The organism is Arenimonas soli, assembly GCF_014643775.1.
Classification (GTDB): Bacteria; Pseudomonadota; Gammaproteobacteria; order Xanthomonadales; family Xanthomonadaceae; genus Arenimonas; species Arenimonas soli.
Map to the genome: position 1 here is coordinate 154,438 of NZ_BMKC01000004.1, position 13,763 is coordinate 168,200.

Here is a 13,763-nt window from a genome sequence, read left to right on the forward strand (position 1 = left end):
CAAGGCAGACCTGAACCAACGGGATTTTGCCGATGATCCGCGACACCTCCGCCCAGGACCGCAGCCTTTCCCAGGCCCAGGCGCCCCGCTCCCGCCGCCCGCTCTACCTCGCCGGCGCCGCGGTGGCGGCGGTGCTGCTGGTGGGCTGGCTGCTCAGCGACTGGCTGGGCAGCGCCGGCGCGGTATCCGCCGACCGGCTGCGTATCGCCGAAGTCCAGCGTGGCCTGCTGGTGCGCGATGCCACGGCCAACGGCCGCGTCGTGGCCGCCGTCAGCCCCACCCTCTATGCCCCGGCCGGTGGCACCGTGACCCTGAAGATCCTGGCCGGCGATACCGTGGCCCGGGGCGACGTGATGGCGGTTATCGATTCACCAGAACTGCAGAACGAACTCCAGCGCGAGCAGGCCACCCTGGCCCAGCTCGAAGCGGAAGTCGCGCGCCAGCGCATCCTGGCCCGCAAGGCCAGCCTGCTGGCCAAGCGCGAGGCCGACGATGCCGAAGTGACCCGGCTGGCCGCCCTGCGCGACCTGCAGCGGGCCCAGCGCGGCTTCGAACTGGGCGCCATCGCCGAAGTCGAATACCTGCGCGCCAAGGACGCCATGGCCAGCGCCGACATCCGCAGCCAGCACGCCGGCACCGCCGCCCAGCTCGAAGGCCAGGACGTCAGCCTGGGACTCAAGACCCAGGAGCAGCTGCTCGAACGCCAGCGCCTGCTTACCGTGAACCTCGAACGCCGCGTGGACGAACTCAATGTGCGCTCCCCGGTGGACGGCGTCATCGGCACGCTCAGCGTGAACGACCGCGCCGTGGTGGTGGCCAACACGCCGCTGATGACCGTCGTCGACCTGAGCCGCCTGGAAGTCGAGCTGGAGATGCCCGAGTCCTACGCCGAGGACCTGGGCCTGGGCATGACCGCACAGGTGCGCATCGGCGCCACCGCGGCCACCGGCACCATCTCGGCGATCTCGCCCGAGGTCGTCAACAACCAGGTGCTGGCGCGCGTGCGCTTCGACGGCGAACAGCCGCCCGGCCTGCGCCAAAACCAGCGCGTCAGCGCCCGCGTGCTGTTCGAGGAAAAACCCGACGTCATCAAGGTCGCCCGCGGCCCCTTCGTCGAAGCCCTGGGTGGCCGCACCGCCTACGTGGTGGAAAACGGCATCGCCGTGCGCCGCCCGATCGTGCTGGGCGCCACCAGCGTGGGCGAAGTCGAGATCCTCGAGGGCGTGCAGCCCGGCGAGCGCATCGTGATTTCCGGCACCGACACCTTCGAAGACGCCGAGCGCGTCGCCATCAACGACTGACCCTTCCAACGAACCTGCGACCGAGGAACCCGCCATGCTGCGCATGAACAACCTGAGCAAGGTCTACCGAACCCACATGATCGAAACCCATGCCCTGCGTGGATTCGACATCCACGTCAAGGAAGGCGAGTTCGTCGCCGTCACCGGCCCCTCGGGTTCGGGCAAGACCACCTTCCTCAACATCGCCGGCCTGCTCGAGGAGTTCACCGGCGGCGAGTTCTTCCTCGACGGCGTCGACGTGCGCGGGCTGGACGACGGCCAGCGCTCGAAGCTGCGCAACGAGAAGCTGGGCTTCATCTTCCAGGGCTTCAACCTGATCCCGGACCTGAACCTGTTCGACAACGTCGACGTGCCGCTGCGCTACCGCGGTTTCGGCGCCGCCGAGCGCCGCAAACGCATCGAGGAAGCCCTGGCCCAGGTCGGCCTGGCCTCGCGCATGAAGCACTACCCGGCCGAACTTTCCGGCGGCCAGCAGCAGCGCGTGGCCATCGCCCGCGCCCTGGCCGGCTCGCCGCGGCTGCTGCTCGCCGACGAACCCACCGGCAACCTCGACTCCCAGATGGCGCGCGGCGTGATGGAACTGCTCGAGGAGATCAACGCCAGCGGCACCACCATCCTGATGGTCACCCACGACCCGGAACTGGCGGCCCGCGCGCACCGCAACGTGCACATCATCGACGGCCAGGTCAGCGACCTGACCCACGAAACCGCGCGCAGCCTGGCCAGCGCCACCGCCGTCCACGCCACGACCGTCTGAGGAGCCCGCCATGTTCGGCTACTACCTTGCCCTGGGCTTCCGCAGCCTGCGCCGCAACCCGGTGCTGACCACGCTGATGGTGCTGACCCTGTCGGTGGGCGTGGCGGCGTCGATGACGACGCTGACCCTGCTGCGCGGCATGTCCGGCGACCCGATCCCGCACAAGTCCGACCGCCTGTTCGTGCCCCTGCTCGACAACGGGCCCTCCGGCAACGGCGCGGCCCCCGACACCGGCCGCGAGCCGCCCTCCCAGCTGACCATGCGCGACGCGCTGGCGCTGTGGGAGGCGGGCGAAGCCGTGCGCCAGACCCCGATCTACGGCGTCAGCCCGCCGATCGACTCCGGCCGCCCCGACCTGCCGCCCTTCTTCAGCGACGGCCTGGCCGTGGGCCGCGACTTCTTCGCGATGTTCGACGTGCCCTTCGTGCACGGCCAGCCCTGGTCGACCGACGACGACCAGCGCGGCACCCAGGTGGCGGTGATCAGCCGCAGCCTGGCCGAACGCGTCTACGGCGAAGGCGTCAATCCCGTCGGACAGACGATCCGCGCCAGCGACAGCGAATACCAGGTCGTCGGCGTCATCGACACCTGGGACCCGCTGCCGAAGTTCTACCGCCTGATCGGCAGCCAGAGCTTCGACACCAGCGAGGACATCTACCTGCCGCTGCGCACCGCGATCGCCCGCGAACTGCAGGTCAACGGCAGCATCAGCTGCAACTCCACCCCGCCCGCGCCCGGCTTCCGCGGCCTGGTCGAGGGCGAGTGCAACTGGGTGCAGATGTGGGTGGAACTGGAATCGGCCGGCGACCGCGACCGCTACGCCGACTACCTGGTGGCCTACGTCAACGAACAGAAGGCCCTCAACCGCTTCGAGCTGCCGGTGAACAACCGCCTGTTCAACGTGCGCGAATGGCTGGACGAGCGCGAGGTGGTCAGCGACGACACCCGCACCTCGACCTGGCTGGCCTTCGGCTTCCTGCTGGTGTGCCTGGTGAACACCGTCGGCCTGCTGCTGGCCAAGTTCAGCGCCCGCCCGGGCGAGATCGGCGTGCGCCGGGCGCTGGGCGCCTCGCGTGGCGAAGTCTTCCGGCAGTACCTGACCGAAGCCGCCGTGATCGGCCTGGTCGGCGCCGGCACCGGCATCGCGCTGACGCTGGGCGCGCTGGCCTTCATCCGCGACTTCAACCCGGGCATCGCCCAGCTCACCCACCTGGACGTGCCGATGCTCGCCATCGCCGTGCTGGTGTCCGTGGTCGCGGCCATCGTCGCCGGCCTGTTGCCCACCTGGCGCGCCTGCCAGGTGGTGCCCGCCCTCCAGCTCAAGAGCCAGTAAGGACCCGCCGCCATGGAAATCCGTCCCATCCTTTCGGCCATGCTGCGCAACAAGACCGCGCCGCTGCTGATCGCCGCCCAGGTCGCGCTGACCCTGGCCATCGTCTGCAACGCGCTGTACATCATCCAGGACCGCCTGGCCACGGCCGCGCGACCCAGCGGCGCTGACGAAGCCAACGTTTCCGAGCTGCGCTTCTACCCGCACCGGGCCATCAGCGACGTGCGCGGCATGCAGCTGCGCGACATGGAGGCCATCCGCGCCGTGCCGGGCGTGGTGTCGGCAGCCTGGACCAACCAGGTGCCGCTGGGCCAGTCGGGCTGGAACGTCGGCCCCATCGTCACGTCCACCGACCAGCAGGATTCGCCGGTGTCGTCGGCGGCGCAGTACTTCACGCCCGAGTCGATCATCGACACCTTCGGCCTGACCCTGGTGGAAGGCCGCGACTTCGAAGCCGGCGACTACATCGAGTCCGATCCCCAGGTCGACCGCAACCTGCCCAGCGTGGTTATCGTCACCCGGCAGATGGCGAAGGCCCTGTGGCCCGACGCCACTTCGGTGTTGGGCAAGCCCATCTACATGGGCGGCCCGGACAATCCGCCGGTGCAGGTCATCGGCGTGGTGGAGAAGCTGCAGACGCCGTGGGCCAGCGTGGGAGACGCGGCCGAGTACAGCCTGATCATGCCCATGCGCTACCTCGACCCCTTCACCCGCTATTCGGTGCGCACCGAGGCCGGCCGCCACGACCAGGTGATGGCCGAGGTCGAGAAGGTGCTGCTGGGCCTGAGCAACGACCGCGTCCTGCTCAGCCGCCGCACGCTGTCGGAATCGCGCGAACGCCGCTACGCCGGCGAACGCCTGATGGCCGGGCTGCTGATCGCGGTCACCTTCTTCCTGCTGCTGATCACCGCCTCGGGCATCGTCGGCATGGCCAGCCTGTGGGTGAACCAGCGACGCAAGCAGATCGGCGTACGGCGCGCGATCGGCGCCCGCAAGGCGGACATCCTGCGCTACTTCCTGGTCGAGAACCTGATGATCACCACCGCCGGCATCGCCGCCGGCATCGCCCTGGCGATCGGCCTGAACAACTTCCTTGTCTCGGAGCTGGACCTGCCGCGCCTGCCGGTGGCCTACCTGGGCCTGACCATGGCCGGCATGTGGGTCCTGGGACTGCTGGCGGTGCTGGGCCCGGCCTGGCGCGCGGCGGCGGTGCCGCCGGCCATCGCCACCCGCACGGCCTGAAGGTAGATTAGGCCCATGCCGCCATCCGCCCACGCCACCCTGCTGGTCATCGACGACAACCCGTCGGTGGCTGCCGCGCTGGAAGTGCTGTTTTCCCTGCACGACTACCGCACCCTGCGCGCCTCCTCGCCCGAAGAAGGCCTGGCGCTGCTGGCCAGCGAACCCGTGGACCTGGTGATCCAGGACATGAACTTCACCCAGGACACCACCTCGGGCGAAGAAGGCGAGGCGCTGTTCAAGGCCATCCGTGCGGCCCACCCGGACCTTCCGGTGATCCTGCTCACCGCCTGGACCCACCTCGAGGCCGCGGTGGACCTGGTCAAGGCCGGCGCCGCCGATTACCTGGCCAAGCCCTGGGACGACCGCAAGCTGCTGGCGACCGTGGGCAACCTGCTCGAACTGGGGCAGGCCTCGCGCGCCATGGCCGAATGCGCCCGCCGCGACCACCGCCAGCGCCGCGAACTCGAACGCGACCACGACCTGCGTGGCCTGGTCTGGGCCGACCCGGCGATGGAACGCGTGCTGTGCCTGGCCACCCAGGTCGCCCGCGCCGACGTGCCGGTGCTGGTGACCGGCCCGAACGGGTCGGGCAAGGAAAAGATCGCCGAGATCCTGCAGGCCAATTCTTCGGTGAAGTCCGGCCCCTTCGTCACGCTCAACTGCGGCGCGCTGCCGTCGGAGCTGATCGAAGCCGAACTGTTCGGCGCCGATGCCGGTGCCTATACCGGCGCCGGCAAGGCCCGCGAGGGCAAGTTCGAGGCGGCCGACGGCGGCACCCTGTTCCTGGACGAAATCGGCAACCTGCCGCCCGAAGGCCAGATGAAGCTTCTGCGCGTGCTCGAGACCGGCCGGTTCACCCGGCTGGGCTCGAACCGCGAAAAGCAGGTCAAGGTGCGGGTGATCAGCGCCACCAATGCCGACCTGCCGGCGATGATCCGCGACGGCCGCTTCCGCGAAGACCTGTACTACCGGCTCAACGTCATCGAGATCCGCATCCCGCCACTGGCCGAGCGCCCGCGCGACATCCTGCCGCTGGCGCAGGCCTTCCTGGCCGCCGGCAAGTCGCTGTCCGACGGTGCGGTGCACGCCCTGCTGCGCCACGCCTGGCCCGGCCACGTGCGCGAACTCAAGAACGTGATGCAGCGTGCCTGCCTGCTCAGCGCCGGCCCGGTCATCCAGGCCGGCGACCTTGGCCTGCCCGTGGCGGCTGCGCCCGCGGCTGCTTCCCAGGGCAACGACGCCGACCTCGACCGCGGCAGCATCGAACAGGCGCTGGCCCGCGCCGGGGGCGTGGTCGCGCAGGCCGCAAGTGAGCTCGGACTCAGCCGCCAGGCCCTGTACCGCCGCATGGAGCGCCTGGGCATCGCCCGGCCCTGACCCGCATGCGCGCACGCCGATCGATTGCCGGCATCCTGGCCCTGGTCGGCGCCGGGGTGGCGACGGTGTCGGTGGCGTTGGCGCTGGTGCTGGCGCCGCTGCTGGGCAGCCCGCTGCTGGCCGGCCTGGTCGCCGTGGCCGCGGGCCTGCTGCTCTCGATGTGGGCGATGCGTCGCGCGGTGCGGCCGGTGCTGTCGCTGTTCCGCGCGCTGGCCGGCACGACGCTCAGCTACCGCGACGGCGACTTCAGCTTCGGACTGCGCTGGCCGCATCGCGACGAACTCGGCGACCTGGTCGCGGCCCACAACGAACTGGGCGGCGTGCTGCGCGAACAGCGCCTGGCCCTGGTGCAGCGCGAACTGCTGCTCGACACCATGGTGCAGAACACGCCGGTGGCCATGCTGCTGGTCGCCGACGGCGGCCATGTGGTCTACGCCAATCTGGCGGCGCGCCGCCTGCTCAACGACGGACGCAAGATCGAAGGCCTGGCCCTGGAAGCGCTGGTGCAGGCGGCGCCATCGGCCCTTGCCGAGGCGCTGGCCCGCGGCGGTGACGGCCTGTTTTCGGTCGGCGAAGGCGAAGAGGAAGACGTCTACCACCTGGCCCGCCGCGGCTTCCGGCTCAACGGCCGCCCGCACGAACTGCTGCTGCTGCGCCAGCTCACCACCGAACTGCGCCGCCAGGAAGTGCAGACCTGGAAGAAGGTGATCCGGGTGATCAGCCACGAGCTCAACAACTCGCTGGCGCCGGTCGCATCGCTGGCGCATTCAGGCGCCGAACTGACCCGCCGCGGGCAAACCGAAAAGCTCGAGGCGATCTTCGCCATGATCGAAGAGCGCGCGCGCCACCTCGAGGGTTTCATCCGCGGCTACGCGCGTTTCGCCAAGCTGCCCACGCCCCGGCTCGAGGCCACGCCCTGGACGGTGCTGGTGGACCGCCTGCGCAGCCAGATCAGTTTCGGGCTCGACGGCGAACTGCCGCCGGGCTCGGTGCGCGTCGATGTGCCGCAGATGGAGCAGGCCCTGCTGAACCTGCTCAAGAATGCCCACGAATCGGGCTCGACGGCCGAAGACGTGCAGCTGCGCGTGCGTCGCGGCGGCGGCGTGCTGCGCATCGAGGTGCTCGACCGCGGCACCGGCATGGGCGAGGCGGTGCTGGCCAACGCCCTGGTGCCGTTTTATTCCACCAAACGCAGCGGCACCGGCCTGGGCCTGGCGCTGGCGCGCGAGATCGCCGAAGCCCACGGCGGCCGCATCGGGCTTTCCAACCGCGACGGCGGCGGCCTGCAGGTGTCGCTGGTCTTGCCCGTCGCCGACGACTAGCGCTTGCGGGGGCGCTGCCAGCCGTCGATGGTGGCCTGGCGGCCGCGGCCGACGGTCAGCTTGCCGGCCGGGGCGGTCTTGGTGATGACGCTGCCGGCACCGATGGTCGCGCCCTCGCCGATTTCCACCGGCGCCACCAGCGAACTGTTGGAGCCGACGAAGGCGCCATCGCCGATGGTGGTGGTGGCCTTGTTGACGCCGTCGTAGTTGCAGGTGATGGTGCCGGCGCCGATGTTCACCTTCGCGCCGACCAGGGCGTCGCCCAGGTAGCTCAGGTGGTTGGCCTTGCTGCCGTTGCCCAGGCTGGTCTTCTTGGTTTCGACGAAGTTGCCGATGTTCACGCCCTCGCCCAGCTCGGTGCCGGGGCGCAGGCGCGCAAACGGACCCAGGGTGCAGCCGGCGGCGGCGACCACGCCTTCGAGGTCGCAGTGGGCCCGGACCACGCTGCCCGGCCCCAGCTCGACGTCACGCAGCCGGCAGAAGGGACCGATGCGCACGCCCTCGCCCAGCACCACGCGGCCCTCGAGCACCACGTCCACGTCGATCTCGACGTCGGCGCCGGTTTCGACGGTTCCGCGCTGGTCGAAGCGGGCCGGGTCGGCCAGGCGCACGCCCTCGCGCATCAGCGCCTCGGCGGCGCGACGCTGGAAGGCACGCTCGAGCCGCGCCAGCTGCACCGGGTCGTTGGCGCCCTCGGCTTCGCCGGGGATGCGGCAGTGGGTGTGCGCGGCGGCGCGGCCGTCGGCGCGGGCCATGGCGAAGATGTCGGTCAGGTAGTACTCGCCCTGGGCGTTGTCGTTGCCCAGGCGCGACAGCCAGCGGCGCAGGTCGGAGGCTGGCGCGGCGATCACGCCGGTGTTCACCAGCTTCACGGCGCGTTGGGCCTCATCGGCGTCCTTGTGTTCGACGATGGCCTGCACGTTGCCATTGCCGTCGAGCAGCACGCGGCCGTAGCCACTGGGGTCGGCCAGGGTTTCGCACAGCACGGCGGCCTGTTCGCGGGCGGCGTCGAGTAGTTCGCGCAGGGTCTGCACCGTGATCAGCGGCACGTCGGCATAAAGCACCAGCACGCGCGCGCTTTCGGGCACGCCGGGCATGGCCTGCTGGACGGCATGGCCGGTGCCCAGCTGCTGCGCCTGTTCAGCCCAGTGCAGGTCGTCGTCCGCCGCGAAGGCGGCGCGCACCCGGTCGCCACCGTGGCCGTAGACCACGTGGATGCCGGCGGCGCCCAGGGCGCGGGCCGTGTCCACCACGTGGCCCAGCATCGGCCGGCCGGCGATGGGCTGCAGGACCTTCGGGGTGCGCGACTTCATGCGCTTGCCCTCGCCGGCGGCGAGGATGATCACGTGCAGGGACTGGCTCATGGTTTCCTCCGTGGGCCTAGTATCGGCCGCGCCCGCGCGGGCCGCCAGCCGGGAATTTTTCGTCACCGGAAACGACGGCGCCGGCACGAGGCCGGCGCGGTCGCGGGTCGGGTCCGGCGGGGCCGGAACCGCCGGGTCAGTGCTTGAGGTTCTTGCGCAGGCGCTCGAGCGCCTGCAGCTGGGCCATCGCCTCGGCCAGCTTGGTCTGGGCTTCGGCCAGGTCCATGGCTTCGCTGCGGTTGGCCAGCATGCGCTCGGCCTCGTCCTTGGCCGCCTTGGCCTGGGCCTCGTCGAGGTCCGCGGCGCGGATGGCGGTGTCGGTGAGGATGGTCACCACCTGCGGCTGCACCTCGAGGATGCCGCCCGAGACATAGAAGAACTGCTCGGCGCCGTCGGCCAGCGTCAGGCGGACCTGGCCGGGCTTGAGGCGGGTGATCAGGGGCGCATGGCGCGGCGCGATGCCGAGCTCGCCCATCTCGCCGGTGGCCACGACCAGCTGCACGTCACCCTGGAAGATTTCTTCCTCGGCGCTGACGATGTCGCAACGGATGGTGCTCATGGATAGATTCCTTTAGGCCGCCGCCGCCATCTTCTTGGCCTTCTCGAAGGCTTCGTCGATGCCGCCGACCATGTAGAACGCCTGCTCGGGCAGCGAATCGCACTCGCCGTCCACGATCATCTTGAAGCCGCGGATGGTTTCCTTGAGCGTGACGTACTTGCCCGGCGAACCGGTGAAGACTTCGGCCACGTGGAAGGGCTGGGAGAAGAAGCGCTCGATCTTGCGGGCGCGGGACACGGCCTGCTTGTCTTCTTCGGACAGCTCGTCCATGCCCAGGATCGCGATGATGTCCTTGAGCTCCTTGTACTTCTGCAAGGTGGCCTGCACGCGGCGCGCGGTGTCGTAGTGTTCGTTGCCGATCACGTTCGGGTCCAGCTGGCGCGAGGTCGAGTCCAGCGGGTCCACGGCCGGGTAGATACCCAGCGAGGCGATGTTTCGCGACAGCACGACGGTGGCGTCGAGGTGGGCGAAGGTGGTGGCCGGCGACGGGTCGGTCAGGTCATCGGCGGGCACGTACACGGCCTGGATCGAGGTGATCGAGCCGGTCTTGGTCGAGGTGATGCGCTCCTGTAGCACGCCCATTTCCTCGGCCAGCGTCGGCTGGTAACCCACGGCGGACGGCATGCGGCCCAGCAGCGCCGAAACCTCGGTGCCGGCCAGGGTGTAGCGGTAGATGTTGTCCACGAAGAACAGGATGTCGCGACCCTTGCCGGTGGCCGGGTCGATGTCGTCGCGGAAGTACTCGGCCATGGTCAGGCCGGTCAGCGCGACGCGCAGGCGGTTGCCCGGCGGCTCGTTCATCTGGCCGTACACCATCGCGACCTTGTCCAGGACGTTGGAGTCCTTCATCTCGTGGTAGAAGTCGTTGCCTTCGCGGGTGCGCTCACCCACGCCGGCGAACACCGACAGGCCGGCGTGCTGCTTGGCGATGTTGTTGATCAGCTCCATCATGTTGACGGTCTTGCCGACGCCGGCGCCGCCGAACAGGCCGACCTTGCCGCCCTTGGCGAACGGGCACATCAGGTCGATGACCTTGATGCCGGTTTCCAGCAGTTCGTTGCCCGAGGACTGGTCCTCGTAGCTCGGCGCGGCGCGGTGGATTTCCCACTTGTCCTTGGTGTCGACCGGACCGGCTTCGTCGATCGGGCGACCCAGCACGTCCATGATGCGGCCCAGGGTTTCCTTGCCGACCGGCACGGAGATGGCCTTGCCGGTGTTGATGGCAACCAGGTTGCGCTTGAGGCCGTCGGTGGAACCGAGCGCAATGGTGCGCACGATGCCGTCGCCCAGCTGCTGCTGGACTTCGAGGGTGATGTCGGTGCCTTCGACCTTGAGTGCGTCGTAGACCTTCGGCACATCCACGCGCGGGAACTCGACGTCCACGACCGCGCCGATGATCTGCACAATCTTGCCCTGGCTCATTGCTGTTTCCTCGGTTCTGATACTGGGTTGGGGCGTCGCGTCAAACTGCAGCGGCGCCGCCGACGATTTCGGAGATTTCCTGGGTGATCGCAGCCTGGCGCGCCTTGTTGTAGACGAGCTGCAGGTCGCCGATCAGCTTGTTGGCGTTGTCGGAGGCCGACTTCATGGCCACCATGCGCGCCGCATGTTCGGAAGCAAGGTTTTCCAGCACGGCCTGGTAGACCAGCGATTCGACGTAGCGCGTCAGCACGTGTTCGAGCACCGCCTGGGCGTCCGGCTCGTACAGGTAGTCCCAGTCGTGACGGGTCTCGAGCGATTCCGACGGCGGCAGCGGCAGCAGCTGGTCCTGGCGCGGCTTCTGCGCCATGGTGTTGATGAAGTCGTTGTAGCTCAGGAAGACCCGGTCGAGCCTGCCTTCGGTGTAACCGTCGAGCATCACCTTGATGACGCCGACCAGCTTGGCCAGTTCGGGCTTTTCGCCCAGGTGGGTGACCGAGCCGATCAGGTTCACCTTCAGGCGGCGGAAGAACACCGTGGCCTTCTGGCCGATGCACACGACGTCGATCTCGACGCCCTTTTCCTGCCACTCGCGCATGTCGGCCAGGATGCGGCGGAACATCTGCGAGTTCAGGCCGCCGCACAGGCCGCGGTCGGTGGACACGACGATGTAACCGACGCGCTTGACGTCCTGGCGCTCGACCATGAACGGGTGCACGTACTCGGTGTTGGCCTTGGCGATGTGGCCGATCACCTGGCGCATCAGTCGCGCGTAGGGCCGGGACTGCTTCATGCGGTCCTGCGCCTTGCGGATCTTCGACGCCGAGACCATCTCGAGCGCGCGCGTCACCTTGCGGGTGTTCTGCACGCTCTTGATCTTGGTCTTGATTTCCCTGCCGCCTGCCATGTTTCTTCCTTAGCTGCGTTGTGCCTGGTTCGACTGGCTTACCAGCTGCCGGTGGCCTTGAACTCGGAGATAAGGGTCTTGAACGACGCCTCGATGTCCTTGTCCCAGGCGCCGGACTCGACGATCTTCTTCTCCAGGTCGCCCTGGGTGTTGGTCATGTGCGCGTGCAGGCCTTCTTCGAACGCCAGCACCTTATTCAGCGGCACGTCGTCCAGGTAGCCCTCGTTGACGGCGTAGATCGACAGCGCCATCTGCGCGATCGACATCGGCGCGTACTGCTTCTGCTTCATCAGCTCGGTGACGCGCTGGCCGCGCTCGAGCTGCTTGCGGGTGGCTTCGTCGAGGTCCGAGGCGAACTGGGCGAACGCGGCCAGCTCGCGGTACTGCGCCAGCGAGATGCGGATACCGCCCGAGAGCTTCTTCATGATCGTGGTCTGGGCCGCGCCACCGACGCGCGACACCGAGATGCCGGCGTTCACGGCCGGGCGGATGCCGGCGTTGAACAGGTCGGTTTCCAGGAAGATCTGGCCGTCGGTGATCGAGATCACGTTGGTCGGCACGAACGCCGAAACGTCACCGGCCTGGGTTTCGATGATCGGCAGCGCGGTCAGCGAGCCGGTCTTGCCCTTGACGGCGCCGTTGGTGAACTTCTCGACGTAGTCCTCGTTCACGCGGGCCGCGCGCTCGAGCAGGCGGGAGTGGAGATAGAACACGTCACCCGGGTAGGCTTCGCGGCCCGGCGGGCGGCGCAGCAGCAGGGAGATCTGGCGGTAGGCCACGGCCTGCTTGGACAGGTCGTCGTAAACGATCAGCGCGTCTTCGCCGCGGTCGCGGAAGTATTCGCCCATGGTGCAGCCCGAGTAGGCCGAGATGTACTGCATGGCGGCCGATTCGGACGCCGTAGCGGCGACGACGATGGTGTGCGCCAGGGCGCCGTTTTCTTCCAGGCGGCGCACGATGTTGGCGATCGTGGAGGCCTTCTGGCCGATGGCCACGTAGACGCACTTGATGCCGGTGCCCTTCTGGTTGATCACGGCGTCGATGGCCAGGGCGGTCTTGCCGGTCTGGCGGTCGCCGATGACCAGCTCGCGCTGGCCGCGGCCGATCGGGATCATGGCGTCGACCGACTTGTAGCCGGTCTGCACCGGCTGCGACACCGACTGGCGCTCGATCACGCCGGGCGCGACCTTTTCCACCGGCGCGGTCAGCGACGAGGCGATCGGGCCCTTGCCGTCGATCGGCTCACCCAGGGCGTTGACGACGCGGCCCAGCAGCTCGGGGCCGATCGGCACTTCCAGGATGCGGCCGGTGGTCTTGGCCACGTCACCCTCGCGCAGGTGCTCGTAGTCACCCAGGACGACGGCGCCGACCGAGTCGCGCTCGAGGTTCAGGGCCAGCGCGTAGGTGCTGTTCGGCAGCTCGATCATTTCGCCCTGCATCGCATCGGCCAGGCCGTGGATGCGCACGATGCCGTCGGACACCGAGGTGACGGTGCCTTCGTTGCGGGCTTCGGCGGTCAGCTTGACCTTCTCGATGCGGGACTTGATCAGTTCGCTGATTTCGGACGGGTTGAGCGTCTGCATGGGGGTATCCCTGGGTCGTCCGGCCTGGGCCGGCACTTGGTTCAAAGGAAAATCGTGTTCAGTTCGCCAGCGCCGCGCCGAGGCGCGCCAGCTTGGTGCGGAGCGAGCCGTCGATAACGACCTCGCCGGTATCGATGACCGCGCCGCCGATGAGCCCGGCGTCCACCGCCGTCGCCAGCTCGACCTCGCGACCGAAGCGCTTGCGCAGCGAGCTGCGCAGCATCTCCAGTTCAGCGGCGTCCAGCGGCTGGGCGGAGGTGACGGTGGCCTTGACCACCCGCTCGGCGTCGGCGCGCAGCTGGTCGAACAGGCCCGCGATTTCCGGCAGCAGGGCCAGGCGGCGGTTGTCCGCCAGCACGGCCAGGAACTGGCGGAAGTTCGGGTCGCTGTCGCCCGGGGGCAGCAGCAGTTCGACCAGGTCGTCGGCCTTGGCCAGCGGGTGCACGACGGCGTCGTGCGCCTCCGGCACGGCGGCGGCCTGCGCGGCAAAGCCGATCAGGGCCGACCACTGGGGCAGGCGGCCCGCGTCCTGGGCCAGCGAAAAGGCGGCACGGGCGTACGGGCGGGCGAGGGTGAGGGCTTGGCTCATGGGGGGCTGGACC

The 13,763-nt window shown here is 69.0% G+C and carries 12 protein-coding genes; 6 read left to right on the forward strand and 6 right to left on the reverse strand.

Translation table 11 applies throughout. From position 1 onward, the window contains the following. Nucleotides 1-32 precede the first annotated feature (32 nt). The 6 genes from IEX13_RS13915 to IEX13_RS13940 are packed head-to-tail and all read left to right on the forward strand — an operon-like array spanning nt 33 to nt 7,329. Nucleotides 33-1,301: an efflux RND transporter periplasmic adaptor subunit gene (locus IEX13_RS13915; protein ID WP_188665734.1), complete on the forward strand. Its 1,269-nt coding sequence runs from the start codon at nt 33-35 to the stop codon at nt 1,299-1,301. Nucleotides 1,302-1,335: 34 nt separating this feature from the next. Then, nucleotides 1,336-2,058: an ABC transporter ATP-binding protein gene (locus IEX13_RS13920; RefSeq protein WP_188665735.1), complete on the forward strand. Its 723-nt coding sequence runs from the start codon at nt 1,336-1,338 to the stop codon at nt 2,056-2,058. A 10-nt stretch (nt 2,059-2,068) separates the two neighbouring features. Then, a complete protein-coding gene (locus IEX13_RS13925) occupies nt 2,069-3,391 on the forward strand; it encodes an ABC transporter permease (RefSeq protein ID WP_188665737.1) in 1,323 nt (440 codons plus the stop codon). Between the two features lie 12 nt (nt 3,392-3,403). Then, nucleotides 3,404-4,630, forward strand: a complete 1,227-nt coding sequence (locus IEX13_RS13930) for an ABC transporter permease (RefSeq protein WP_188665738.1) — start codon at nt 3,404-3,406, stop codon at nt 4,628-4,630. Nucleotides 4,631-4,645: 15 nt separating this feature from the next. Continuing rightward, nucleotides 4,646-6,007: a sigma-54-dependent transcriptional regulator gene (locus IEX13_RS13935; protein WP_188665740.1), complete on the forward strand. Its 1,362-nt coding sequence runs from the start codon at nt 4,646-4,648 to the stop codon at nt 6,005-6,007. Between the two features lie 5 nt (nt 6,008-6,012). Further along, nucleotides 6,013-7,329, forward strand: a complete 1,317-nt coding sequence (locus IEX13_RS13940) for a sensor histidine kinase (RefSeq protein ID WP_188665742.1) — start codon at nt 6,013-6,015, stop codon at nt 7,327-7,329. Here the strand turns inward: IEX13_RS13940 and glmU are convergent. From glmU to IEX13_RS13970, 6 genes are all read right to left on the reverse strand, one after another. Further along, the gene (gene glmU / locus IEX13_RS13945; protein WP_188665744.1) at nt 7,326-8,693 is read right to left on the reverse strand and encodes a bifunctional UDP-N-acetylglucosamine diphosphorylase/glucosamine-1-phosphate N-acetyltransferase GlmU; all 1,368 of its coding nucleotides are present in this window, start codon (nt 8,691-8,693) and stop codon (nt 7,326-7,328) included. The two genes, IEX13_RS13940 and glmU, sit on opposite strands and share 4 nt — an antisense overlap. A 136-nt stretch (nt 8,694-8,829) precedes the next feature. Further along, the gene (locus IEX13_RS13950; RefSeq protein WP_188665746.1) at nt 8,830-9,252 is read right to left on the reverse strand and encodes a F0F1 ATP synthase subunit epsilon; all 423 of its coding nucleotides are present in this window, start codon (nt 9,250-9,252) and stop codon (nt 8,830-8,832) included. A gap of 12 nt (nt 9,253-9,264) precedes the next feature. After that, nucleotides 9,265-10,674: a F0F1 ATP synthase subunit beta gene (gene atpD / locus IEX13_RS13955; protein WP_188665750.1), complete on the reverse strand. Its 1,410-nt coding sequence runs from the start codon at nt 10,672-10,674 to the stop codon at nt 9,265-9,267. Nucleotides 10,675-10,714: 40 nt separating this feature from the next. Further along, nucleotides 10,715-11,578, reverse strand: coding sequence for a F0F1 ATP synthase subunit gamma (gene atpG / locus IEX13_RS13960; RefSeq protein WP_188665754.1), 864 nt, complete (start codon nt 11,576-11,578; stop codon nt 10,715-10,717). Nucleotides 11,579-11,616: 38 nt separating this feature from the next. After that, nucleotides 11,617-13,161 (reverse strand): F0F1 ATP synthase subunit alpha, encoded by a 1,545-nt coding sequence (gene atpA / locus IEX13_RS13965; RefSeq protein ID WP_188665757.1) that lies wholly within the window; start codon nt 13,159-13,161, stop codon nt 11,617-11,619. 58 nt (nt 13,162-13,219) lie between these two features. Then, nucleotides 13,220-13,750 carry a F0F1 ATP synthase subunit delta gene (locus IEX13_RS13970; protein ID WP_188665760.1) on the reverse strand — a complete coding sequence of 177 codons (531 nt, stop codon included), beginning with the start codon at nt 13,748-13,750 and terminating at the stop codon, nt 13,220-13,222. Nucleotides 13,751-13,763: the final 13 nt, after the last annotated feature.